At 70.3% G+C, this 24,126-nt stretch carries 26 protein-coding genes and 1 tRNA gene; 23 read left to right on the top strand and 4 right to left on the bottom strand.

What is annotated here, in order from left to right; genetic code table 11:
* Positions 1 to 2,441, top strand: a 2,441-nt coding sequence (locus tag DW297_RS06715; RefSeq protein WP_240744542.1) for an Rne/Rng family ribonuclease, incomplete at its 5' end; no start/stop codon positions are given.
* Here the strand turns inward: DW297_RS06715 and DW297_RS06720 are convergent.
* On the bottom strand, positions 2,403 to 2,672 hold the full coding sequence (locus DW297_RS06720) for a DUF4031 domain-containing protein (protein ID WP_136030663.1): 270 nt from the start codon (positions 2,670 to 2,672) through the stop codon (positions 2,403 to 2,405). The two genes, DW297_RS06715 and DW297_RS06720, sit on opposite strands and share 39 nt — an antisense overlap.
* Positions 2,673 to 2,885: 213 nt before the next feature.
* Between DW297_RS06720 and rplU the strand changes: the two genes are divergently transcribed.
* The 10 genes from rplU to DW297_RS06770 all read left to right on the top strand — a co-directional run bounded on the left by rplU (position 2,886) and on the right by DW297_RS06770 (position 10,238).
* Positions 2,886 to 3,194 carry a 50S ribosomal protein L21 gene (gene rplU / locus DW297_RS06725; RefSeq protein WP_168387232.1) on the top strand — a complete coding sequence of 103 codons (309 nt, stop codon included), beginning with the start codon at positions 2,886 to 2,888 and terminating at the stop codon, positions 3,192 to 3,194.
* Between the two features lie 19 nt (positions 3,195 to 3,213).
* On the top strand, positions 3,214 to 3,471 hold the full coding sequence (gene rpmA, locus DW297_RS06730) for a 50S ribosomal protein L27 (RefSeq protein WP_017202370.1): 258 nt from the start codon (positions 3,214 to 3,216) through the stop codon (positions 3,469 to 3,471).
* Between the two features lie 101 nt (positions 3,472 to 3,572).
* Positions 3,573 to 5,075 (top strand): GTPase ObgE, encoded by a 1,503-nt coding sequence (gene obgE / locus DW297_RS06735; RefSeq protein WP_136030664.1) that lies wholly within the window; start codon positions 3,573 to 3,575, stop codon positions 5,073 to 5,075.
* On the top strand, positions 5,072 to 5,857 hold the full coding sequence (gene proB, locus DW297_RS06740) for a glutamate 5-kinase (protein WP_136030666.1): 786 nt from the start codon (positions 5,072 to 5,074) through the stop codon (positions 5,855 to 5,857). Before obgE ends, proB begins: the two co-directional genes overlap by 4 nt.
* 9 nt (positions 5,858 to 5,866) lie before the next feature.
* Positions 5,867 to 7,120, top strand: a complete 1,254-nt coding sequence (locus tag DW297_RS06745; RefSeq protein WP_136030668.1) for a glutamate-5-semialdehyde dehydrogenase — start codon at positions 5,867 to 5,869, stop codon at positions 7,118 to 7,120.
* 64 nt (positions 7,121 to 7,184) lie between these two features.
* Positions 7,185 to 7,409 (top strand): hypothetical protein, encoded by a 225-nt coding sequence (locus tag DW297_RS06750; RefSeq protein ID WP_136030670.1) that lies wholly within the window; start codon positions 7,185 to 7,187, stop codon positions 7,407 to 7,409.
* Between the two features lie 7 nt (positions 7,410 to 7,416).
* Positions 7,417 to 8,019, top strand: a complete 603-nt coding sequence (nadD, locus tag DW297_RS06755) for a nicotinate-nucleotide adenylyltransferase (RefSeq protein WP_136030672.1) — start codon at positions 7,417 to 7,419, stop codon at positions 8,017 to 8,019.
* On the top strand, positions 8,016 to 9,167 hold the full coding sequence (locus tag DW297_RS06760; protein WP_136030674.1) for a hypothetical protein: 1,152 nt from the start codon (positions 8,016 to 8,018) through the stop codon (positions 9,165 to 9,167). The genes nadD and DW297_RS06760 overlap by 4 nt, the downstream gene beginning before the upstream one ends.
* Positions 9,167 to 9,547 carry a ribosome silencing factor gene (gene rsfS, locus DW297_RS06765; protein WP_136030675.1) on the top strand — a complete coding sequence of 127 codons (381 nt, stop codon included), beginning with the start codon at positions 9,167 to 9,169 and terminating at the stop codon, positions 9,545 to 9,547. The genes DW297_RS06760 and rsfS overlap by 1 nt, the downstream gene beginning before the upstream one ends.
* A 1-nt stretch (position 9,548) precedes the next feature.
* A complete protein-coding gene (locus DW297_RS06770) occupies positions 9,549 to 10,238 on the top strand; it encodes an SDR family oxidoreductase (RefSeq protein ID WP_136030677.1) in 690 nt (229 codons plus the stop codon).
* A gap of 10 nt (positions 10,239 to 10,248) precedes the next feature.
* Here DW297_RS06770 and DW297_RS06775 read toward each other — a convergent pair whose 3' ends face one another.
* Positions 10,249 to 11,916 (bottom strand): dipeptide ABC transporter ATP-binding protein, encoded by a 1,668-nt coding sequence (locus DW297_RS06775; RefSeq protein WP_205828244.1) that lies wholly within the window; start codon positions 11,914 to 11,916, stop codon positions 10,249 to 10,251.
* Positions 11,917 to 12,072: 156 nt separating this feature from the next.
* Between DW297_RS06775 and DW297_RS06780 the strand changes: the two genes are divergently transcribed.
* The 8 genes from DW297_RS06780 (at position 12,073) to DW297_RS06815 (ending at position 20,302) form a co-directional block, all read left to right on the top strand.
* A complete protein-coding gene (locus DW297_RS06780; RefSeq protein ID WP_136030679.1) occupies positions 12,073 to 13,278 on the top strand; it encodes a dipeptidase in 1,206 nt (401 codons plus the stop codon).
* Positions 13,278 to 14,897 carry an ABC transporter substrate-binding protein gene (locus tag DW297_RS06785; RefSeq protein WP_136030681.1) on the top strand — a complete coding sequence of 540 codons (1,620 nt, stop codon included), beginning with the start codon at positions 13,278 to 13,280 and terminating at the stop codon, positions 14,895 to 14,897. The genes DW297_RS06780 and DW297_RS06785 overlap by 1 nt, the downstream gene beginning before the upstream one ends.
* 32 nt (positions 14,898 to 14,929) lie before the next feature.
* Positions 14,930 to 15,892: an ABC transporter permease gene (locus DW297_RS06790; RefSeq protein ID WP_136030683.1), complete on the top strand. Its 963-nt coding sequence runs from the start codon at positions 14,930 to 14,932 to the stop codon at positions 15,890 to 15,892.
* Positions 15,889 to 16,788: an ABC transporter permease gene (locus tag DW297_RS06795; protein ID WP_136030686.1), complete on the top strand. Its 900-nt coding sequence runs from the start codon at positions 15,889 to 15,891 to the stop codon at positions 16,786 to 16,788. The genes DW297_RS06790 and DW297_RS06795 overlap by 4 nt, the downstream gene beginning before the upstream one ends.
* A gap of 9 nt (positions 16,789 to 16,797) precedes the next feature.
* Complete coding sequence (locus tag DW297_RS06800) at positions 16,798 to 17,976, top strand: M24 family metallopeptidase (RefSeq protein WP_136030688.1); 1,179 nt, start codon at positions 16,798 to 16,800, stop codon at positions 17,974 to 17,976.
* A 25-nt stretch (positions 17,977 to 18,001) separates the two neighbouring features.
* Entirely contained in the window at positions 18,002 to 18,901 is a 900-nt protein-coding gene (locus DW297_RS06805; protein WP_136030690.1) for an alpha/beta fold hydrolase, read from the top strand.
* 23 nt (positions 18,902 to 18,924) lie between these two features.
* A complete protein-coding gene (locus DW297_RS06810) occupies positions 18,925 to 19,926 on the top strand; it encodes an Lrp/AsnC family transcriptional regulator (RefSeq protein ID WP_240744543.1) in 1,002 nt (333 codons plus the stop codon).
* A gap of 91 nt (positions 19,927 to 20,017) precedes the next feature.
* On the top strand, positions 20,018 to 20,302 hold the full coding sequence (locus DW297_RS06815) for a hypothetical protein (protein WP_136030694.1): 285 nt from the start codon (positions 20,018 to 20,020) through the stop codon (positions 20,300 to 20,302).
* Positions 20,303 to 20,366: 64 nt separating this feature from the next.
* Here the strand turns inward: DW297_RS06815 and DW297_RS06820 are convergent, their stop codons facing one another.
* Positions 20,367 to 20,552 (bottom strand): hypothetical protein, encoded by a 186-nt coding sequence (locus tag DW297_RS06820; protein ID WP_136030696.1) that lies wholly within the window; start codon positions 20,550 to 20,552, stop codon positions 20,367 to 20,369.
* Between the two features lie 144 nt (positions 20,553 to 20,696).
* Positions 20,697 to 20,772: transfer RNA gene (locus DW297_RS06825), tRNA-Ala, on the bottom strand.
* A 134-nt stretch (positions 20,773 to 20,906) separates the two neighbouring features.
* Here DW297_RS06825 and DW297_RS06830 point away from each other — a divergent pair.
* From DW297_RS06830 to DW297_RS06845, 4 genes are read left to right on the top strand one after another with little or no spacing between them, the layout of a single operon-like run.
* Positions 20,907 to 21,977 carry an NAD(P)-binding domain-containing protein gene (locus DW297_RS06830; protein ID WP_136030698.1) on the top strand — a complete coding sequence of 357 codons (1,071 nt, stop codon included), beginning with the start codon at positions 20,907 to 20,909 and terminating at the stop codon, positions 21,975 to 21,977.
* A 48-nt stretch (positions 21,978 to 22,025) separates the two neighbouring features.
* On the top strand, positions 22,026 to 22,817 hold the full coding sequence (locus DW297_RS06835) for a hypothetical protein (protein ID WP_136030700.1): 792 nt from the start codon (positions 22,026 to 22,028) through the stop codon (positions 22,815 to 22,817).
* Complete coding sequence (locus DW297_RS06840) at positions 22,814 to 23,341, top strand: DUF3592 domain-containing protein (RefSeq protein ID WP_136030703.1); 528 nt, start codon at positions 22,814 to 22,816, stop codon at positions 23,339 to 23,341. Before DW297_RS06835 ends, DW297_RS06840 begins: the two co-directional genes overlap by 4 nt.
* 28 nt (positions 23,342 to 23,369) lie before the next feature.
* Entirely contained in the window at positions 23,370 to 24,026 is a 657-nt protein-coding gene (locus DW297_RS06845; RefSeq protein WP_136030705.1) for an SDR family oxidoreductase, read from the top strand.
* Positions 24,027 to 24,126 lie beyond the last annotated feature (100 nt).

Here is a 24,126-nt window from a genome sequence, read left to right on the forward strand (position 1 = left end):
CCTCGGCGTCCGGCGTTCCGGCCGACGAGGAGAGCGCGGCCGAGGCTCCTGCCGACGCGGACGCCGACGCCGCCGCTGACGCGCCGGCGAGCCAGGAGGCTGCCGGAGACGCTCCCGCCGAGGCCGCCCCCGCCGCCGATGTGCCCGCCGAGGACGCTCCCGCCACGGATGCGCCGTCCGAGCATGCTCCCGCCGCTGAGGCGCCGTCCGAGGAGGCTCCCGCCGAGGGCGAGCCCGCCGCTGAGGCGTCGTCCGACGATGCTCCCGCCGCCGAGGCGCCGTCCGAGGCCGCTCCCGCCGAGGCCGCTCCCGCCGCCGAGAAGACGGAGCCCGAGGCCCCGGCGCCCCTGACCGCCGTCTCCCTGGGCCTGCTGCCCGAGGTGTTCGTGTCGCAGGTGTCGACCCAGCTGCACTTCTACGCGCCCGAGGTCGTCCCGCTGCCGGCACGCCCCGGTCGCGACGAACGTCCTGCCGAGCGCGACCAGGAGGAGTCGTCCTCCGGCCGCCGTGGCCGCCGCCGCCGCGGAGGTTCCGACGCCGACGAGCAGCGCGACGAGCCGCGTCAGCGCCAGCGCGTCGTGGAGTACATCACCGAGCCGAAGGCCATCAAGGGCTCGACGCGCCTGGAGGCCAAGAAGCAGCGCCGCCGTGACGGGCGCGACGCGGGTCGCCGTCGTCCGGTCGTCACCGAGGCGGAGTTCCTCGCGCGCCGCGAGTCGGTCGACCGCAAGATGGTCGTGCGCTCCAAGAACGGTCGCACGCAGATCGGCGTGCTGGAGGACGGCGTGCTCGTGGAGCACTACGTCGCCCGCAACCAGGACGCGTCGCTCATCGGCAACGTCTACCTCGGCCGTGTGCAGAACGTGCTCCCCAGCATGGAGGCCGCGTTCGTCGACATCGGCCGTGGTCGCAACGCCGTGCTGTACTCCGGCGAGGTGGACTGGGACGGCGTCGAGACCGGCAACCAGCCGCGCCGCATCGAGCTGGCCCTCAAGCCCGGCGACCGCGTGCTCGTCCAGGTCACGAAGGACCCGGTCGGCCACAAGGGCGCCCGCCTCACGAGCCAGATCTCGCTGCCCGGCCGCTACCTGGTGTACGTGCCCGGCGGGTCGATGAACGGCATCAGCCGCAAGCTGCCCGACAACGAGCGGGCGCGACTCAAGCGCATCCTCAAGGAGGTGCTGCCCGAGTCCTCCGGCGTGATCGTCCGCACGGCCGCGGAGGGTGCGACCGAGGAGCAGCTGACGCGCGACGTCCAGCGGCTCACGTCGCAGTGGGAGCACATCCAGAAGCAGGTGGAGAGCCAGCAGGCACCCGCGCTGCTGCACGCCGAGCCGGATCTGCTGGTCAAGATCGTCCGCGATGTCTTCAACGAGGACTTCACGAAGATGCTCATCCAGGGTGAGGACGCGCAGCGCACGATCCGCGCCTACCTGGAGAGCGTCGCGCCCGACCTGCTCGAGCGCGTCGAGTCCTACGAGGACGAGGTCGACCCCTTCGACGCGTTCCGGATCACCGAGCAGATCGAGAAGGCGCTCGACCGCAAGGTGTGGCTGCCGTCCGGTGGTTCGCTCGTGATCGACCGCACCGAGGCGATGACGGTCGTCGACGTCAACACCGGCAAGTTCGTCGGTTCGGGCGGCAACCTCGAGGAGACCGTCACCAAGAACAACCTCGAGGCGGCGGAGGAGATCGTCCGTCAGCTGCGGCTGCGCGACATCGGCGGCATCATCGTGGTCGACTTCATCGACATGGTGCTGGAGTCCAACCGTGACCTCGTGCTGCGGCGTCTGATCGAGTGCCTGAGCCGCGACCGCACGAAGCACCAGGTGGCCGAGGTCACGTCGCTGGGCCTCGTGCAGATGACCCGCAAGAAGCTGGGCCTCGGGCTGCTGGAGACCTTCAGCGAGGCGTGCGAGGTCTGCGCGGGTCGCGGCGTCATCGTGCACCACGACCCGGTGGTCAAGCACCGCGCCAACGGCGGCAACGGCGGAGGCGGAGGAAACGGCGGTCGCCGCCAGCGCGGCAACGGGAACGGCAACGGCAACGGCAACGGGAACGGCAACACCGCTCCGGTCGTGGCCGCGGTGACGCACAGCATCACGGAGGGCGCGAAGTCGGCGCTCGCCCAGATCGCCGCGTCGACCATCGCCCCCTCGGGTGACGCCCCCGCCGAGAGCGCACCGGCCGAGCAGGCCGCCGCGCCCGCCGCCGAGCGTCCGAAGAAGGCCCGCAAGAAGCGCGGGGCCGACCGCAAGGGCCCGAAGTCACCGGCCGAGGAGCTCCTCGACTCGGTGCTGGACGCGCTTCCCGAGCCGAAGGCACCGGGGCAGGGGCGTGGTCGCCGCCGGGTGACGACGGCCGCGCTCTCCGGCACGCCGGTGTCGGTGGCGGCGGAGAGCTCAGCGCAGCCGGTCGCGGCCGCGGACCCGGAGGCCTGACGCGATCAGGCGGCGCACCAGTTCCTTCCCCGGAACGTGCTGGGCGCCGCCGGCGATCAGCCGCGCCACCGCGTCCTCCGGGACGTCGTAGTGGTCGAGGTCGAACGCGCGCGCCGGGATGCCGTGCGCGCGGGCGAAGTCGTGCAGCTCGTCGAGGTCGGTGTCGCTGACCAGGTGCGCCCACAGGCGTCCATGGGCCGGCCAGAGGGGGTCGTCGACGAGTACGGTCACCTCGCCAGCCTACGACCGGAGGCGCGACCGGTCTCACTTTGCGAGGGGCTCCGGCATCCGGTAAAGTAGTCCCTTGGTGCGCATGCCGCGTCGTCCTCGACGGCCGATGCGGAGAGTCTTGCATTCGCGCCCGTCGTACCAGCGACGCATGCAAGCAACAGTCTTCCCGTGAGATTCTCGGAGCCGCGTGCTCCCCAACGAAACAGGTATGAAGTGGTTTACGCAGTAGTGCGCGCCGGTGGCCGGCAGGAGAAGGTCGAGGTCGGCACCATCGTTCAGCTCGACCGTGTTCAGGCGGCCCAGGGCGAGAAGATCGAGCTGCCCGCTGTGCTGCTCGTCGACGGCGCCACGGTGACCACCGACGCCGACGCGCTGGCGAAGGTCAAGGTCACGGCCGAGGTCGTGGGCAACCTCCGCGGCCCGAAGATCGTCATCCAGAAGTACAAGAACAAGACCGGCTACAAGAAGCGTCAGGGCCACCGCCAGGAGCTCACGCGCGTCAAGATCACCGGCATCAAGTAAGACCGAGGAGACACAGGACATGGCACACAAAAAGGGCGCAAGCTCCACCCGCAACGGTCGTGACTCCAACGCTCAGCGACTCGGTGTGAAGCGCTTCGGCGGTCAGCAGGTCCTCGCCGGCGAGATCATCGTCCGCCAGCGCGGCACGCACTTCCACCCCGGCGTGAACGTCGGCCGTGGTGGCGACGACACGCTGTTCGCTCTGGCCGCCGGTGCGGTCGAGTTCGGCGCGAAGGGCGGCCGCAAGGTCGTCAACATCGTCGCTGCTGCTGAGTGATCACAGCACCACGCTAGACATCCGGTTCGGGGCGGGCTTCGGCTCGCCCCGTCCGCGTATCTGCCGTCCGTCTTCCCCCGCTACCCGAAGGACACGCACACATGGTCACGTTCGTCGACACCGTCACGCTGCACCTCCGTGCGGGTAAGGGCGGCAACGGCTGCGTCTCGGTGCACCGGGAGAAGTTCAAGCCCCTCGGCGGCCCCGACGGCGGCAACGGCGGCGACGGTGGCGACATCGTCCTGGTCGCCGATCCGCAGACGGGCACGCTGCTGTCGTACCACCACTCGCCGCACCGCTCCTCGGGCAACGGCGGGCCGGGCATGGGCGACCACCGGTCGGGCTTCGACGGCGAGTCCCTGGAGCTTCCGGTCCCGGTCGGCACGGTGGTCAAGTCGCCGTCCGGCGAGGTGCTCATCGACCTGATCGAGCCGGGGGAGCGCTTCGTCGTGGCCGCCGGCGGCCAGGGCGGCCTGGGCAACGCCGCCCTCGCGACACCCAAGCGCAAGGCCCCCGGTTTCGCCCTGCTCGGCACGCCCGGCTACGAGGGCGACGTCGTGCTCGAGCTGAAGACCGTCGCCGACGTCGCGCTGGTGGGCTACCCGTCCGCCGGAAAGTCGAGCCTGATCGGCGCCATCTCGGCCGCACGCCCGAAGATCGCGGACTACCCCTTCACTACGCTCCACCCGAACCTGGGCGTCGTGCAGGTGGAGGACTTCCGGTTCACGGTCGCCGACGTGCCGGGACTGATCGAGGGCGCGAGCGAGGGCAAGGGCCTCGGCCTGGAGTTCCTGCGTCACGTCGAGCGCTGCTCGGCCCTGCTGCACGTGCTCGACTGCGCCACGCTCGAGCCGGGCCGCGACCCGATCTCCGACCTCGACGTCATCCTCGCCGAGCTGGCCGCCTACGAGGTGCCGGAAGGCCAGACGCCGCTGCTGGAGCGCCCGCAGCTCGTCGCGCTCAACAAGGTGGACGTGCCGGAGGCGCGCGACCTCGCCGAGCTCGTTCGCCCCGATCTGGAGGCGCGCGGCTTCCGCGTGTTCGAGATCTCGACGGTGTCGCACGAGGGTCTTCGCCCGCTCACGTTCGCGTTGGGCGAGCTGGTGGAGAAGCACCGCGCCGAGAACATCGCGGCGGAGAAGCCGCGTGAGCGCGTGGTCATCCGGCCGCGGGGCTCGAAGAAGGACTTCTCGATCCGCGTCGAGGGCGGCACCTACGGCAACGTGTACCGCATCCTCGGCGAGAAGCCGGTGCGCTGGGTGCAGCAGACCGACTTCCAGAACGAGGAGGCCGTGGGCTACCTGGCCGACCGCCTCGAGAAGCTGGGTGTCGAAGACGAGCTGTTCCGCCTCGGTGCCGTGCAGGGCTCGACGGTCGTGATCGGCGAGGGCGACAGTATCGTGTTCGACTGGGAGCCCACCATGAGCTCGGCCGCGGAGCTCATGACCGCGCCGCGTGGCACCGACCCGCGCCTGGCGCCGAACTCCCGCCGCACCACGTCCGAGCGCCGCGAGCAGTACTACGAGCGGATGGACGCCAAGGCGCAGGCGCGCGCGGAGCTGGAGGCCGAGCGCCTCGCCACCGCCCGCGAGGGCGACGAGTGACCGCACGCACGCGCGCCGACCTCGCGTCGGCGTCGCGCATCGTCGTGAAGGTCGGTTCGTCGTCCATCAGCGGCGAGTCGTCCTGGCGCATCCCGGTGATCGTGGAGGCCCTGGCCGCCGCGCACGCCAGGGGAGCCGAGGTGGTCCTGGTGTCGTCCGGCGCGATCGCCTCCGGCATCCCGTTCCTCCGGCTCGACGCCCGCCCGACCGATCTGGCGACGCAGCAGGCCGCCGCGGCGGTGGGCCAGAACATCCTCGTGTACCGCTACCAGGAGGCCCTGCGCCCGTTCGACATCGTCGCCGGGCAGGTGCTGCTCACCACGGGTGACCTGGAGAACCCGACGTCGCGGTCGAATGCCCGTCGGGCCATGGAGCGCCTGCTGGGTCTGCGCACCCTGCCGATCGTGAACGAGAACGACACCGTGGCGACGCAGGAGATCCGCTTCGGCGACAACGACCGCCTCGGCGCGCTCGTGGCGCAGCTGATCGAGGCCGACGCGCTGATCCTGCTGAGCGACATCGAGTCGCTCTACACCAAGCCGCCGACCGACCCGGGTGCCGAGCCGATCGACGTCGTGGCCCCCGACGCCGACCTGTCCGGACTGGAGTTCGGATCGACGGTCGTGAACAGCGTCGGTACCGGGGGAGCCGCCACCAAGGTCTCGGCGGCACGTCTCGCTGCAGCCTCGGGGATCGGCGTGCTGGTGACCAGCGCCGACCTGGTCGACCGGGCCCTCACGGGCGACGACATCGGGACCTGGTTCGAACCGGCGACCTCCTAGACTGGGCGGATGACCGACCCGACCCCCCAGGCGCGCCTGGAGCGCGCGAAGGAGGCCTCCCGCGCCATGGCCGGCCTCACCAGCGACGACAAGGCGCGCGCTCTCGAGGCGATCGCCCTGGCTCTGGAGGAGAACGCGCCGCGGATCATCGAGGCGAACGGGCGCGACATCGCCCGCGGCCGCGAGGACGGCATCGGCGACTCGCTGATCGATCGCCTGCGGCTCGACGAGCGCCGGGTCTCCGCGCTGGCCGCGGCGGTGCGCGAGGTGGCGGCGCTGCCCGACCCGGTCGGTCGCGTGGTCGGCGGTCACCGCATGCCCAACGGTGTCGCGCTGGAGCAGGTGCGGGTGCCGTTCGGCGTGGTCGGTGCGATCTACGAGGCCCGGCCGAACGTGACGGTCGACATCGCCGCCCTCGCCCTGCGGTCCGGCAACGCCGTGGTGCTGCGCGGGGGCAGTGCCGCGCGCGACTCGAACACCGTGCTGGTGGAGGTCATGCGTGGCGCTCTGGAGGGGGCCGGGGTCACCCCGGAGGCGATCCAGACGGTCGACGACTTCGGTCGCGAGGGCGCGAAGGCCCTCATGCACGGTCGCGGTCTGATCGACGTGCTCGTTCCCCGCGGCAGTGCCGGCCTGATCGAGACGGTCGTGACGGAGTCGACCGTGCCGGTGATCGAGACCGGCGCCGGCAACGTGCACATCGTGCTCGACGAGAGCGCGCCAGACGACTGGGCGCGCGACATCGTGGTGAACGCCAAGGTGCAGCGTCCGAGCGTGTGCAACGCGGTGGAGACCGTGCTCGTGCACCGGCAGGCCGCGCCGCGGCTGATCCCCCTCGTCGCGAGCGCGCTCATGAGCGAGGGTGTGGCGATCCACGGCGACGACATCGTCGCGGGGCTGGTCGCCACCGTGATCCCGGCGACCGAGGAGGACTGGGCGACCGAGTACCTGAGCCTGGACATCGCGATGAAGGTGGTCGACTCGCTCGACGACGCGCTCGACCACATCCGCCGCTACAGCACGGGTCACACCGAGTCGATCATCACGACCGACACCCGCAACGCCGAGCGGTTCCTGGCCGAGGTGGACTCCGCGGTGGTCATGGTGAACGCGTCGACGCGCTTCACCGACGGCGGGGAGTTCGGATTCGGCGCCGAGGTCGGCATCTCGACGCAGAAGCTGCACGCCCGCGGGCCGATGGGACTGTCCGAGCTGACCAGCACGAAGTGGCTCGCGCGTGGGGCGGGTCAGACGCGCGGCTGAGGGCTAGACTGGGGGACGCTGCATCCCCGACACCCGAGACAGCACGCCACGAAACGGAGCAAGGATGAACCTCGTCGCACAGATCGCGATGGCCGCCGCAGAGACCGAGCACCACGGCAACGTCGCGCTCGACACCCTGATCTTCGGAGTCATCGCCGCGATCGTGTTCGCCGCTCTCGGGTTCGTCACGCTGTCGTACAAGAACGTGGCGAACCGTCACTCGGCGAAGGCGGAGGCCTGGGCGGCGAAGCACGGCAAGGACGGCCACGAGGCGGGACACGGCCACTAGGCCTTTCATGAGCACTGCGACCACGCGCGCACCGCGCATCGGCGTGATGGGCGGCACCTTCGACCCGATCCATCACGGCCACCTGGTCGCCGCCAGCGAGGTCGCGCACTCCTTCGATCTCGACGAGGTGGTCTTCGTTCCCACCGGACGGCCGTGGCAGAAGGCGGAGGTCACGCCCAGTGAGCACCGCTATCTCATGACCGTCATCGCGACCGCGTCGAACCCCCGGTTCACGGTGAGCCGGGTCGACATCGATCGCGCCGGCCCCACCTACACGATCGACACGCTCCGCGATCTCAAGGCTCAGCGGCCCGACGTGGAGCTGTTCTTCATCAGCGGCGCCGACGCCGTGGCGCAAATTCTCAGTTGGAGAGACCATGATGAACTGTGGGAACTGGCCCACTTCGTCGCGGTCTCCCGCCCAGGACACGTTCTGAGCATCGACGGCCTCCCGAGCGACGACGTCAGCCAGCTGGAGGTGCCGGCGCTGTCGATCTCGTCGACGGACTGCCGAGAGCGAGTCCGCGACGATCAACCGGTCTGGTACCTCGTCCCCGACGGCGTCGTCCAGTACATCGCGAAGCACCATCTGTATCGGAGCAAGGAATGAGCACATCGGATCAGCGAGGTCCGCTCACGCGGAAGCAGCTGCGGGAGATCCGGTTGACTGGATCCACCCCGGTCATCACGGAGGAGCAGGCCGAGGCCGCTGCGGAGGCGGCGAACGCGACTCCGCCGGCGGCCCCGCTTCCCCGCGCGGCCGAGCCCGCCCCCGTGGCGCCGGCCCCGGTGGCCGACTCCGCGGTCGACCTCGGTGCCGCACCGCTCACCCGTCGCCAGGCGCGTGAGCAGGAGAAGATCAAGACCGCATCCGTGCCGGTCGTGGGAGCCGAGGCGACCGAGGACGACCGCGACGCCGCCCCCCGCGCAGAGGGGTCGGACGACGACTCGTCGATCGTCTCGGGCATCCCCGACTTCTCCTCGCCATCGGCCCCGGTGGTCGACGAGGTCGACGACGACGACGTCGACGACGAGGTGTCGATCGAGCCGGTGAGCGCCGCCGACGCCGTCGAGTCCGCCGGGAGCGTGCCGCTCGCCGAGCCGGCGGAACCGGAACCGGTCGACGTGGCCGAGCTGCTCGGCGTCCCCGACACCGCGGAGGCCGACGAGGTCGAGACCGGGTCGACGGACGAGCGTGACGACCTGCTCGCCGATCAGGACGACGACCGCGGCGAGGTCTCCGACGGCGAGCGTCCCACCGTGAGCCCCGCGTTCGGCGAGGGCGTGCTGGCCGCCGAGGAGCCGGCGAAGCCCGCGTCGTTCCGGCCGTCCTTCGACGAGCTGCTCACGTCCAACGACTCGGGCGGCTCGCACCGCTCGCCCAACGCGCTGATCTTCACGCCGTCGCCCGGGGAGGGGTCGCTGTCCGGGCCCGTCGCGTCGACGGGGGAGATCCTCATCACGGGTTCCTATGAGCTGCCGAAGGGCATCGGCTCGCAGGGCCACGCACACGGCACCGCCGACGGCAAGGATGTCGACGCCGTCCTCATCGACGGGGAGCTGCCTCCGGCGTCCTCGCCCACCCCAATCGCTGCCAGCTCGGCTGTCAGCACCATCAAGCCCGCCGGCGAGGTCATCCGTCCGCCCGCGCCCGAGAAGGGCAATCGGCTGATGCTGATCCTGGCGATCGTCGCCGGTGGCCTCGCTCTCGCGCTGGGTGTGGCACTGGTCGTCGCCTTCACCACGAATGTGTTCTGATGCAATCACCTGAAACCGCCGAAGAGATGCTGCGCATCGCCGCCGAAGCCGCCGTCGCGAAGGGCGGGGAAGACCTGGTGGCGCTCAACGTCTCCGAGCCTCTTCCGCTCGTCGACATCTTCCTGCTCGTCACGGGCAACAGCGAGCGCAACGTCGCCGCGATCGCCGACGAGATCGAGGACCGCCTGGTCGAGTCCGGCCACAAGCGCGTGCGCCGCGAGGGCCGCGCGGAGGCGCGGTGGGTGCTGCTCGACTTCGGCGACCTGATCGTGCACGTCTTCCATCAGGAGGAGCGCGTCTACTACGGGCTCGAGCGCCTGTGGAAGGACTGCCCCGTGATCCCGCTCGACGTCGTCGAGACCGCTGCAGACGCGGGCTGAGGTGGCCACCCATCTGGTGACCGGCGCCGGTTCCGGTATCGGCGCCGTCCTCGCCCGTCGCCTCCTCGAGCGCGGCGACCACGTGGTCGTGCTGGCGCGCGACGCGGGGAGGGCGCGGCAGATCTCCGACGAGCTCCCCGGTGCCACGGCGATCGTGGGCGACCTCGCGCAGCCGGGTCGGCTCTCGTGGGCGCTGTCGAAGCAGAGCCTGCCCGACCGTCTCGACGGTCTCGTGCACGCCGCCGGTGTCGTGGACCTCGGTGCCGTGGGCGAGCTCACACCCGCCCTGTGGGAGCAGCAGCTCGCCGTCAACCTGGTCGCGCCCGCGGAGCTGACGCGACTGCTGCTGCCGGTGCTGCGGGTGTCGCGCGGGCACGTGGTGTTCGTCAACTCCGGGGCCGGGCTCCGGGCGAACCCGGAGTGGTCCGCCTATGCGGCATCGAAGCACGGCCTGCGGGCCCTCGCCGACGCACTGCGTGCGGAGGAGGCGGAGCACGGCGTGCGCGTGACCTCGATCTACCCCGGCCGCACGGCCACGCCGATGCAGGAGCGGGTGCACCGACAGGAAGGGGCGGAGTACGACGCGTCGCGCTTCATCACCCCGGACGCGGTGGCGACCACGATCCTCACGGCGCTCGACCTTCCGCGTGACGCCCACCTCACCGACCTGACCGTCCGTCCCGCCGGCTGAGCTGCGGCGCTCAGGCCGACAGCCGCGTGCGTCGCTGGAGCATGCCCCGCTCGGCGCGCGTCTGCGGCGGGATGGCCGACAGCAGCGCCTGCGTGTACGGGTGCGCGGGGTGCCGGTAGACCTCCTCCGTGTCGCCGACTTCGACCATGTCGCCGAGGTACATCACGGCGACGCGGTCGGCGATGTGCCGCACGAGGGACAGGTCGTGCGCGATGAACACGATCGACATGCCCAGACGCTCGCGCAGCTCGCACAGCAGGTCGATGATCTGCGCGCGGATGGAGACGTCGAGCGCCGACACCGGCTCGTCGCACACCAGGACATCGGGGTCGAGCGCGAGGGCGCGGGCGATGCCGATCCGCTGTCGCTGTCCGCCGGAGAACTGGTGCGGGAAGCGCGAGGCCATGTCGGGGTCGAGGCCGACCAGTTCGAGCAGCTCGGAGACCCGCTCGCGGCGTGACGCCGGGGTGCCGGTGCGGGTGGCGGCGAGCGGCTCGGCGATGATCTGCTGCACGGTCATGCGCGGGTTCAGCGACATGTACGGGTCTTGGAACACCATCTGCACGCCGCGGCGCAGCACCTTGCGGTCGCGCAGCCGACCCCGCGTCACGTCCTGGTCCCGGTAGCGCAGTGTGCCGGCGTCGGGAGAGTCGAGGCCGACGAGCATGCGCGCCAGGGTGGACTTGCCGCTGCCGGACTCGCCGACGATCGCGAGGATCTCGCCGCTGCGCAGGGAGAGGTCGACGCCGCCGACGGCCGTGACGCGGTGTGCGCGTCGTCCGCTCCCGGAGCGGAACGTGCGCTCGAGTCCTCGTCCCTCCAGGATCGGCGCGGAGCCGTCATCGTCCGCCGCGGCGCTCACGTCCTGCGGCATCGAGTCGAGCAGCTGCAGCGTGTACGGATGCCGGGGTGCGGTGAGCACGTCGTCCGCCGGACCGGACTCCACGATGCGCCCGGTGCGCATCACGGCGACCCGGTCGGCGACCTCCATCACGACGCCGAGGTCGTGGGTGATCAGGAGGACGCCCATGCCGAGGCGGTCGCGCAGCGACAGCAGCAGGTCGAGGATCTGCGCCTGCACCGTGACGTCGAGGGCGGTGGTCGGCTCGTCGGCGATGATCAGGTCGGGGTCGAGCGCGATGGCCATCGCGATCAGGATGCGCTGCCGCTGTCCGCCGGAGAACTGGTGCGGGTAGTCGCGGACACGCTTCTCCGGGCTGGGGATGCCGACCAGGGTGAGCAGTTCGACGGCGCGCGCCTCGGCTTCGCGACGACCGACGGGCGTGTGCGCGCGGATCAGGTCGATGATCTGGTCGCCGATGCTGAGCACGGGGTTGAGTGCGGAGAGAGCGTCCTGCATCACGAGGCTCACCCGGACGCCGCGCAGGCGCCGATGCTGCTCCGGCGTGACGGTGAGCAGGTCGGTGTCGCCGAGGGAGAGGGTCGCGGCCTCCACGGTGCCGTTGTCGATGAGGCCCATGATCGCGCGCGCCGTCATCGACTTGCCGGAGCCAGACTCGCCGAGCAGGGCGAACACCTCGCCGCGGTGCACGGTGAGGTCGATGCCGTCGACCACGCGCTGGGGTCCGCGCGAGCCGTCGAGGGTCACGGTGAGGCCGCGGACGTCGAGGACGACGGTGTTCTCGGGGACGGATGTGTTCTCCATGGATGACATCATGCCAGCATCCTGGCGCTGAATTGTTTCGAACAGGAAACATCTCGGCCGAAAATCATCACAACAGTTGACTTTCGCGCCGGAATCGTCGAGATTCGAGGAAATCTCCCGCTCGACGAACGGGAGGCCACCCCCGTATCGACCCGAAGGAGCGCATCCGTGCTCGAACAAGCAGACCGCTACACCGGCTACACCGCGTACGACTACCTGGAAGCCGGCAAGGACTACCGCGAGTTCCGCTACGCCAAGCAGATCGGCCGCGTGCCGGCGTACGACCTCGGCCTCAGCGACGCGCAGAAGGAGCGCACCGAGCGCCTCCTCCGCGAAGAGACCGTGATCTCGCTGCACGAGCACGTGCAGGTCTTCCCCGAAGACATGGGGGAGCTGCGCGACCACATCCGCCAGGGCCGCGAACCCACCGGCTACCAGGGCCTCGCCCGCTCCGGTCTGACCGCGGTGTTCGACAACGGCATGGACGGCACCTGCTGCATCTCCAGCGACGCCGGGTGGAAGTACCAGGACGTGCTGTTCGACCTCGGCGTGCGCATGGCCGACCTCGCGCACCAGGACTTCGTGATCAAGGCCGAGTCGATCAAGGACATCCGGTACGCCGCGGAGACCGGCCGCGTCGCGCACATCTTCGCGCTCGAGGCCGCGACCATGATCGAGAACGAGGTCGACCGGCTCGATGTGCTGTACGGCTTCGGCGTTCGCCAGATGGGCATCGCCTACTCCGAGGCGAACATGCTCGGCGGCGGCCTCAAGGAGCGCGGCGACGGCGGACTCACCTACTTCGGCGAGCGCGCCGTGGAGCGGATGAACAAGCTCGGCATCGCGATCGACATCTCGCACTCGGGTGACCAGACGTGCCTCGACGTGATCGCCCACTCCACCAAGCCGGTCTTCATCACCCACGCGGGCGCCCGCGGACTGTGGCCGACGAACCGCATGAAGACGGACGAGACGATCATCGAGTGCGCCAAGCGCGGCGGGGTCATCGGCATCGAGGCCGCACCGCACACCACCATCTCGCCCCAGCACCCGAAGCACTCGCTGGAGTCGGTCATGGACCACTTCCAGTACTGCGTCGACCTGGTCGGCCTGGAGCACGTGAGCTTCGGACCCGACACGCTGTTCGGCGACCACGTGGGCCTGCACGACGCGTTCTCCTCGAACCTGTCGCTGGGTCAGGCGCACGCCAACGTCGACTACGAGAAGCAGCCGTACGTCGACGGCATCGAGAACCCCGCCGAGGCCTTCTACAACATCATCGGCTGGCTCGTGAAGCACGACTACTCCGACGACGAGATCCGCGCGGTCGTCGGCGGTAACACCATGCGCGTCCTCGAGGAGGTCTGGGTCTGATGAAGCACAACACGTTCCTCGCACTCGGTTCGGCCGCGGTCCTCGCCGTCGGCCTCGCCGCGTGCGCCCCCACGGCACCCGAGCCGGGGGAGTCGTCCGCCGCGACCGGGCCGAGCGATGAGACGCTCAGCATCGGTACGACGACCGACGTCGTGAACTTCAACCCCGTGCTCGGCAACAGCCGCACGGACTCGTGGGTCACCAACCTGATGTACCCGCACCTGCTGAGCATCAGCGACGACGGGACCAAGGAGGCGCACGTCGCCACCGAGTGGGGCTACGTCGACGACACCACCGGGTTCTACGAGATCCGCGACGACCTGACCTGGAGCGACGGCGAGCCGCTCACGGCGGAGGACGTCGCGTGGACGCTGAACGCGGTCAAGCGCGACCAGGCGCCCGGCACGTTCTACGGACAGCTGGGCAACCTCGACACCGCGACCGCGGTGAGCGACACCCGGGTCGAGTTGACGCTCACGCAGCCCGACTCGTCGATCATCGACGAGATCGGCTTCTGGGGTGTCGTCGTGCCGCAGCACGTGTTCGAGCCGAAGGGATCGATCGCGGAGTTCGCGAACGACGGCAGCGACGGCGGCTGGGTGGGCATGGGCCCGTTCATCATGACCGACTTCCAGGTCGGCCAGCACTACACGCTCGAGCGCGTGGAGGACTACCCGCTGGTCGACGGCGGCGTCCCCGGACCCGCCGAGGTCGTGTACCGCGTGTACCCCGACGTGAACACCGAGATCCTGGCGCTGCAGAGCGGCGAGATCGACGTGATCGCCAATGCCCTCCCGCCCGCGCAGGTCGAGCAGCTGAAGGGCACCGACGGACTGCAGGTGATCGAGGCCGCCGGTCTCGGCTACGCGCACCTCGTCTACAACATGGAGAAGCCCGACCTCGCGAAGACCCAGGTTCGTCAGGCGCTCGCCCACGCGGTGGACTACGAGGCCATCCGCACGGTCGTCCTGCAGGGGCAGGCCGTCTCCACGGGTTCCAGCGCCCTGATGCCGGTGCTCGCGAAGTACTACGACGACTCCGTCACCGAGTACGAGTTCGACCCGGAGAAGTCGCGCGAGCTCATGGAAGACGCCGGGTACACGGCGAACGCCGACGGCATGTTCCCCGTCTCGTTCCGCCTGATCTACTCGCTGCAGGACAGCGTGACCAGCCAGTGGGCGCAGATGGTGAAGGACAGCGCGGCCGAGGCCGGCATCACGATCGAGCTGCAGGGCACGGAGCGCAACACCTACCTCTCCATGACCAACGAGGGCGACTACGACATCTACGCCGGCAACTTCGCCATCATGGACGACCCGGTGACGAACTTCGCCCTGTCGTACCTGCCCGGCGGCGCGATCAACTACACCCACGTCGACGACCCCGAGCTGAACGCGCTGATCGAGGAGGGCATGGTCACGTTCGACGAGGACGACAAGATCGAGATCATGCGCAAGGCGAACAAGATCGTGCACGAGCAGGTCTACGACAACATCATGTACACGCAGAACCTGTTCTTCGCCGCGAGCGACGAATGGTCCGGCTTCATCTCCAAGCCGAGCGAACTGCTGTCGATCGTGAACCCGCTCTCGCTCGCGAGCGCGCACCCGGTCGAGTAAGAAAACCCCCACTCTCGAGGAAGGTCGCCCGGGTGTCCCGAGCATCGTTCATTCTCCGTCGCGCAGGTCGAGGTCTGCTCACGATCTGGTTCGCCGTGACCGTGACGTTCCTGCTCCTGCGTCTGCTGCCCGGCGATCCGGCCCTTGCGCTGGCGAGTCCGAACATGACGGAGGACATCCGGGCGACCATCCTCGAGCAGTACGGCCTCGATCAGCCGCTGATCGTGCAGTACGGCCTGTACATGTGGCAGCTGCTGCAGGGCAACCTCGGCATCTCCTTCACGCAGTCCATCCCGGTGACCGACGTGCTGCTGCAGCGGCTGCCGTGGACGCTGCTGCTGACCATCACCGCGCTCGTCCTCACGATCCTGATCGGGGTGCCGCTCGGCGTCGCGGCCGCCTCGCACCGGGGTCGCTTCATCGACAGGGCCGTGCAGGTGCTCGGCGTGACCGGGCAGTCGCTGTTCGTGCCGAGCGTCGCGATCCTGCTGCTGTTCGTGTTCGGGCTCAACCTCGGCTGGTTCCCCATCGGCGGCGCCTACACCAACAACACCTACGGCTTCGAGTGGTACCTCAGCGTCGCGCAGCACCTCGTGCTCCCGGCGGTGTCGCTCATGCTCATCCAGGTCGGCTCCTACGTGCTGACCATGCGCTCCACCCTCATCGAGACGCTCGGCGAGGACTACATCCTGCTCGCGAAGGCGAACGGCCTCCGCGGCCGCCGCATCCTGTGGAAGCACGCGTTGCGCAACGCGCTGCTGCCGACCACGACGCTGATCGGGCTCCAGCTCGGGTTCCTCGTCGGCGGGGCGGTGCTCACCGAGACCGTGTTCGCCTACCCGGGCATCGGCCGCGGCATCTACGAGGCCGTCACGCAGCTCGACTTCCCGGTGCTGCAGGGCGCATTCCTCATGCTCGCCATCACCGTGGTCGTGGCCAACACGGTCACCGACGTCATCTACGGCTACCTGGACCCGAGAGTGAAGACCGCATGACCGCTCCGCTGCCCTCCACCGAGAACCTCGTCCCCAGCGAACCGACCGCGGCCGGCAGCGAGCGGGCCAGCGCGCACACCTGGCGCGCCTTCCGCCGCGACCCGCTCGGCATGATCTCGCTCGGCCTGCTGATCCTGCTCGTGATCGTCGCCCTCGCGGCGCCCCTGATCGCCCCGTACCCGGCGAGCTACGGGCCCGACGTGCTGCGCCCGCCGAGCGGGGACCACTGGTTCGGCACCGACGCGCTCGGCCGCGACGTGTTCTCCGAGGTCATCTGGGGCACGCAGCAGAGCGTGCTGGTCGCCGTCGCCGCCTCGGTGATCGCGATCGTCTTCGGCACGATCATCGCGGTGATCGGGGCCTACTTCCGCAAGCTCGACAGCATCATCAGCGTGATCGTCGACATGACCCTGTCGCTGCCCGTGCTGCCGCTGATGATCCTGATCGCGGCGCTCGTGGGGCCGAGCACCTCGACGATCATCTTCGTGGTCGCGGCGTTCTCGTGGCCCGAGGTCACCCGACTCGTGCGCTCCCAGGCGCTCACGGTCGTCGGGCTGCCGTACGTCGACGCGTCCCGGTTGATGACGACCTCTCCGCTGTGGATCATCACGCGGCACGTGCTGCCCGCGGTGACCCCGGTGGTCGTGGTCTCGGTCGTAGTGACCGCGTCGCGGGCGGTGCTGTCGGCCGCGGGGCTGGCGTTCCTCGGACTGGGCGACCCGACCACATGGTCGTGGGGCCGCATCCTGTACGAGGCACAGCAGGCGGGCGCCATGGTGAGCGCGTGGTGGCTGACGCTGTTCCCCTCCATCGCGATCCTGATCCTGGTGCTGTCGGCCACCCTCCTGTCCATCGCCTACAACGACGCGCGCAACCCGCGCCACCTGTCCCGCTAGGAGCACCGCATGACCGTCTTCGATCAGCGCCTCGCGCCGGAGTTCTTCGACACCGTGCAGCAGCGTGTCCGCGAGCGGATGGGGGAGGAGGGCTTCGACGCCTTCCTGACCGATCACCCCGAGGACATCGCGTACCTCACCGGCTTCTTCCACCACCCGTCCGAGCGGCCGGTCGCGATCTGGGTCGAGGCGGGAGGGCGTGTCGTGATGCTGCTGCCCGAGCTGGAACGCGAGTACGCGCAGTCGCAGTCCGCGCGCGCCGAGCTGGTCGCGTTCTTCGAGTTCCCGGGGGTCGTCCCGCCGTTCCAGGTGCTCGCCGACGCGGTGTCGCCGCGCGGCAGGGTCGGTTTCGCGACCACGATGCCGTATCAGCGCCTGGCCGCCGCCCGCGCCGCGATGCCGTACGCCGAGCTCGTGCCGTCCGACCTGCTCACCCGCACCCGATACGTGAAGTTCCCGGAGGAGGTGGTGCTGCACCGCGAAGCCGCCCGCATCACCGACCTGATGCTGGAGGCCGGGGTCGCACTGGTGCGCGAGGCCGTCGCGGCGGGCGGAGAGCTGCCCACCGAGGCCGAGCTGGAGCGGCACGTGACCTCCGCCGGCACCCGTGTCATGTATGCCGAGCACCGCAACGTGGTCGTGGCCTCGCTGCTCGCGGGCGGTCTGGTGTACTCCGGCGCGAACTCCGCGTTCCCGCACGGGCTGCCGTCGGTCAACCGGCTCCGGGCGGGGGACACCTTCATGCTCTCGCTCGGCTGCGCCGTGGGCGGCCGCTTCATCGAGGGCGAGCGCACGTTCGTGCTCGGGGAGCCCACGGCCGAGCAGCGCCGCTACCACGACACGATCCGCGACGCCCAGCGCGTGGGCCGCGAGACCATCCGCGCGGGCCTGGAGTGCCGCGAGGCGAACCGGCTGTGCCTCGACGTGATCCGCGACGCGGGGCTGGGCGAGTTCATCCGGCACCGCCAGGGGCACGGCATCGGTCTGGGCATGCACGAGGCGCCGTGGCTGGAGGACGGCGACGCCACGCTCCTGGAGGCGGGCATGCTCGTCTCCAACGAGCCGGGCATCTACGTGCCGGGTCACGCCGGGTACCGCATCAGCGACAGCATGCTCGTGACCGCCGACGGCGCCGAACCCCTGACCACCTATCCGCGCAGCCTCGACGAGTGCACCATCGCGCTCTGAACGCCTGTTGAAGAAAGAGGACGACATGACATCCACCCCCGACGTCTCCCCGGAGTTCGCCGCTGCCACGAGCGACCACCAGTGGGTCGAGATCAACGGCAACCACCTGGCCGTCGAGGTGCTCGGTCCCGAGGACGCGCCCGTCATCATCACCCATCACGGCGCCCCGGGGCTGGGGTCGCGTGCCGAGCCGCGCGCGAGCTTCGGCCGGCTCGCCGACGAGTACCGGGTGGTCGTGTTCGACGCCAGGGGCAGCGGCCAGAGCGAGGGGAACGGCACCTACAGCCACGAGCAGTGGGCGGCCGACATCGACGGTCTGCGCGAGTGGATCGGCGCGGAGAAGATCGTCATGGCCGGCGGCTCCTACGGCGGCTTCATGACCATGGAGTACGCGCTGCGCTACCCCGACCGCGTGGCCGCGCTCGTGCTGCGCGACACCTCCCCGGACAACTCCAACGCGCACCTGGCGCGCGAGAACGCCCTCGCCTCCGACCGGGTCGACATCGACATGGAGAAGTTCGACCGCATCGACCTCGGGCAGGTGCGCGACGACGAGGACCTCAAGGACTGCTGGCGGGAGATCCTGCCCCTGTACGACTTCGTCTACGACCCCGAGGCGGTCGAGCGGAAGGTGCAGGCGACGCCCTACCGCTACCGGGCGCACAACTACGCCTTCTCCGTGAACCTGCCGGACTACGACCTGAAGCCGCGGCTGCACGAGATCGCGGTCCCGACACTCATCACCGTGGGCCGGACCGACTGGATCACGCCAGTATCGTGTAGCCAGACGATCGCCGATCTCATCCCGGACTCCGAGATGGTGGTGTTCGAGAAGTCGGGGCACTCCCCGCAGATCGAGGAGGCAGAGGCGTGGACGGAAGCGGTGCGCACGTTCCTGCACCGGGTGTACCCGCCGACCCGATGACGAGCGTTCCACTGACGAGAGAAGTGAGCGATCTCGACCGGAGGATCGTCGTCGCACTTCAGCAGGACGGACGCGCGAGCTGGACGTCGATCGCCGAGTTCGCCGGCGCGTCCGTCTCGACGGTCACCCGGCGCGGGCAGCAGCTGCTCGCCGAGGGTGTGGTGAGCGTGGGCATCGTGCCGACCCTGGGCAGCGAGGGGCACGTGGAGACGTTCTTCGTGCGCATCAACTGCACCCCCGGGTCGCAGCTGAGCGTCGCGCAGGCGCTGATCGGCTCCCCGTACGTGCGGTTCGTGACCCTGGTGACCGGCAAGTTCGACGTGTTCGCGGAGGTCGTCATCCCGGGGGACTCGGCGACCTACGCGCACGTGCTCACGGATCTGCAGGCCATCCCCGGCGTGGAGCGCTGGCGCAGCGACCTCGTCGTGCACACGTACAAGGTGAGCTTCGACTGGGGGCGTCAGCTGTACGACTCGCACGCCGAGGCCGCCAGCGACCCGAAGTCGTACATGCCGGCACCGAACACGTGCGACCCGACGCACTTCGACGACGCCGACCGGGCGATCGTCGCGGAACTGCGCTACAACGGACGGGCGTCGTTCCAGTCGATCGCCGATGCGCTCGACATGAACGAGAGCAGCGTGCGGCGCCGGTACGAGCGGATGCGCAGCGCCGGCTGCCTCACGACCGTGACGATGGTGCCCGCGTCGGCGCTGGGCATGAGCGCGGAGACGCTGCTGATGCTGCGGGTCGAGCCGTCGCGCATCGCCTCGGTGGCACAGACGCTCGCGCAGCACGTGTCCGTGCGGTTCCTCGCGGCGGCGCTGGAAGAGAACTCGCTGTACTGCGAGATCATCCTGCCGAGCACCGAGACCCTGCACGACTTCCTCACCGGGACGATCGCGCACCTCAAGGGCGTGCGCGGATGGAACGCCGCGATGGAGCTCGTGTTCATGAAGCGCGGGTTCATCGAGACTCCGTGGTGGCGGGCGCAGGTGGCCTCCGCGGGCGGGCTCGACACCTAGTCCTGCACTTCGCCGGTCAGGTGTCAAGGGCCTACCCTTCCGTGCCCGCAGGGCGCACCCTCCTTATAAGAGAGTCCTGGAGGGCCCCCAGATGTCCGACATCCCCGATCCCCGTTTCGTGCTCCACCGCATCACACCGTCCGAGTGGGTGATCAACGACCTGCGCTATCCCCAGAACGACCCGCGCCACGTCGTCGCCTGCGTCTACGAGCTCGCCGACACCGAGGTCGAGGTGACGTGGCTGCGCGACCTTCCGCTCGCGATCCGCTACGGCACCGCGTTCGAGGTTCTCGAAGAGGTCGAGCGGATGCAGGGGGCGAGCCGGGCCACGCGCCCGATCGCGATCCCGCACCGCCCCCCGCTGCTGGCGACGTGAGCGCCGCAGCGCGGAGAGAAGGGCACCACCTCGGTCGAGGCGGTGCCCTTCTCTCGTCCGGCGGTCAGGCGTCGTCGCCGTCGACGTCCGCCGTCGTGGCGGCGCGGTCGGCCTCGGCGCTGTCGATCTGTGCGTCGTCGGCGTCCTCGTCGAGCACGCGTTCGCCGTCGACCTCGCGCGTGGGCACGTCTTCCGCGTCACCCTCGGCGAACGGCGGGACGGGCGGGATCGGGGGAGTCGGGTTGGACATGGGGCATCCTTTCGTCGGCGGATGCGACCTGTCTACGTCGACGCGGGGGGCTTCGCGAGACGGTTGACGCTCGCGCGCTGCGGCGCTAGCCCCGTGCGACCGTGCCGGAAACGAAGAAATCCCGCGATCTCTCGCGGGATTCTCTGGTGGACCTGAGGGGACTCGAACCCCTGACCCCCTGCATGCCATGCAGGTGCGCTACCAGCTGCGCCACAGGCCCAGAAGCCGCTCCTCATCTGCCGGAGCAACTCGAACAGCGTACTACACGAAGCGACACCGGCACCAATCGGGGCGGGCAGCCCGGGCGCGTCGCCGGGGTGGAACAACCGCGGCTCTCCGGGCGTTCCTGACAGCGTGAGCATTCTCGACAGCCTGGTGATCGGCGCAGGGCAGGCCGGCCTCTCGGCGTCGTACCACCTGACCAGGCTCGGGATCCCGCACGTGGTGCTCGACGCCGACGAGCGGCCGGGCGGCGCCTGGCAGCACCGCTGGGACGCGCTGACCATGAGCGACGTGCACGGCGTCGCCGAGCTGCCGGGCGACACCCCGCCCGCGCGCGACCGACGTCGAGCCAACCAGGCGGTGCCGGAATACTTCGCGGCCTACGAGCGCGCGCACGACCTCCCCGTTCTGCGCCCCGTGCACGTGCGTCGCGTGGACGACCACGACGGGCTGCTCGTGGTGCAGGCACCGGAGGGGGAGTGGACGACCCGTACGCTCGTGAACGCGACCGGCACCTGGACCCACCCGTTCGTGCCGCACGTGCCCGGCATGGAGACCTTCCTCGGCGAGCAGCTGCACACGGTCGACTACCCGGGACCGGAGCACTTCCGAGGCCGCCGAGTGCTCGTCGTGGGCGCGGGCGCGTCCGCGGTGCAGTTCCTCGGCGCCCTCGCCCCGATCACCGAGACGCTGTGGGTCACGCGGCGACCGCCCGTCTGGCGCAGCGACGACTTCACCCCCGAGGCGGGGGCCGCGGCGGTCGCGCTCGTCGAGCAGCGCGTCGCGGCCGGGCTCCCACCGCGGAGCGTCGTCAGTGTGACCGGGCTGATGCTGCGTCCGCAGGAGCGCGAGGCCGAGCGGCTCGGCGCCTTTGCGGACCCTCGGCCGCTGTTCGCACGCATCGAGCCCGACGGGGTGCGCTGGGCCGACGGGTCGTTCGAACGGGTCGACGTGATCCTCTGGGCCACCGGATTCCGGCCGGCGATCGGGCACCTGGCGCCGCTGCACCTCCGCAGCGCCGCGGGCGGCATCCAGCTCGACCGCCACGGCCGCGGTACGACCGCGGTCGCCGATCCGCGCGTGCAGCTCGTGGGGTACGGGCCCTCGGCCAGCACGATCGGCGCGAACCGTGCGGGGCGCTCAGCCGCGAAGGGCGTGCAGCGGGCGCTGGCCGCCGCCGCCGTTCCCGTCTCGACCGGCTGAGGGCGCGTCAGCCGGAGTGCGGCCGGGCTTCTCGATACGCTGAAGACCATGCTGCGCATCATCCTCACGGTCGTCTGGCTCCTGCTCACGGCCTGGCTGGCGATCTGGGTGGGCGAGGGACTGTTCGGCGTCGATCAGCGCCACTCGATCCTCCCGTTCGCGGGCGATGACACCCTGGGCGGCCCGATCCTGATCGGCGTCGCCTGGGGGCTGCTCCTCACGTTCGGCGGCACGATGACGGGGTTCGGCCGCCGCACGAAGCTCCGCGGCGAGACCCGGATCGGCGTCGGCACGATCGTCGAGCTCTCCCGCACGGGCGTCACGATCAACGACGTGCCGCAGTACGACCTGTTCCTGCGCGTGAGCCCCGCTGAGGGCGACGACTTCATCGGACAGCTGCGGATGCTCATCGACCCCTCCGACTCCGCGGGACTCCAGGTCGGGCAGCCCGTGCCGGTGCGGTACAGCACGACCGACCACGACACGGTGCAGCTCGCCGACCTCAGCGACCCGACCGTGCGAGAGGCGATGCTGCAGTGGCGCATCGACCGCGGGCTCATCGACCCCGCCCAGGTGCGAGCCAGGACCACGGGCACCGCGGTGCCCGCGTCGGTGCTCGAGGTGCGCCCGACCGGACGCCGCAGGGAGGGGCAGAGCGAGCTCGCGCTCAAGGTGCTGGTGGCACCGGAGGGGGCGGCGACCTGGGAGGCCGACACCACGGTGTTCGTGTATCCCCAGGCGGTGTCGCGGCTGCAGGTGGGCGCGCCGATCTGGGCGTACTACCGGCGGGAGGATCCGCACACGGTGGCGGTCACGATCGAGAAGGAGGCGACGCGATGAACCCGCTCGACACCCTCATGTGGCTCGTCAACTTCCCCGCGTCGCACGGCTACGCCATGGTGTTCATCGCCGGCTTCTCGATCCTCGGGCTCTTCGCCGTGTCGGCCAGAGGAGCCACACCGGGTGGGTCGCTGCGGGCCATCCGCGAGCGGGAGGGGCTGCTGCCGCTCGACACCCGTCCGCGGGCCGGGATCGGCGGGACGATCGTGCGGATCGTGTTCCGGGTGCTCGCCTTCGTGATGCTCGGGTCGCTCGTGATCGGCATCCTGAGCCTGACCGGCGTGCCTGTCACGCGCGCGTACATCTACGACAACGGGCGACCAACGACGGCCACGATCGACGGGGACTGGGTCACGTTCACCACCGCGGAGGGCGTGGAGTACACGCTGGAGAGCAACTTCTTCACCCCGGCGGTCTACCCCGACCGCGACGCGTACCTGCCGAGCGGCGCCCCGGTCGTGGTGCGCTACCTGCCCGACCACCCGCAGGCGTTCGTGATCGACAGCGCGCAGACCCCGCGCTGACGTCGGAGCCGGCGCGTAGGGTGGAAGCATGTCGCGCGTCCTCGTCTTCGGCGGCCATGGCCGCATCGCCCTCCTGCTCGCCCCGCTGCTCGTCGCCCGCGGCGACGAGGTCACCAGCGTGATCCGCAATCCCGACCACGTCGCCGACGTGGAGGCCACGGGGGCCACCGCCCTGGTGGCCGATATCGAACAGCTCGACGTCGACGCCCTCGCCGAGATCATCCGTGGGCACGACGCCGTGGTGTGGTCGGCCGGCGCGGGCGGCGGTGACCCGAAGCGCACCTACGCTGTCGATCGCGACGCGGCGGAGCGGTCGATGGACGCCGCCGAGCGTGCCGGCGTCGAGCGCTACGTCCTGGTGTCCTGGATCGGCTCCACCGCGGAGCACGGGATCCCGCAGGACGACCCGTTCTTCGCGTACGCCGACGCGAAGTGGGCCGCCGACGAGCACCTCCGCGGCTCGAACCTCGCCGGGACGATCCTCGGACCGGGCGGTCTCACGTTCGACGAGCCGACCGGACGCATCCAGATCGACCCCGAAGGCCGGGGAGAGGTCTCGCGCGCCGACGTCGCGGCCGTCATCGTCGAGGTCCTGCAGAATCCGGCGACCGTCGGCCGCACGATCCGCTTCGGCAACGGCGACGCGGACTCCTCGCTCCCGATCGCCGAGGCCCTCGCGGGCTGACCGTGGCGGAGGCCCCGACGTGCCCCTGAGGCCCGCGCGACGGCGCACGGTCGGAGTGCTCGCCGCGCTGGCGCTCGCCCTCTGTGCGCTGCCCGCCGCC

Source organism: Microbacterium sp. PF5 (assembly GCF_004794315.1).
GTDB lineage: Bacteria > Actinomycetota > Actinomycetes > Actinomycetales > Microbacteriaceae > Microbacterium > Microbacterium sufflavum.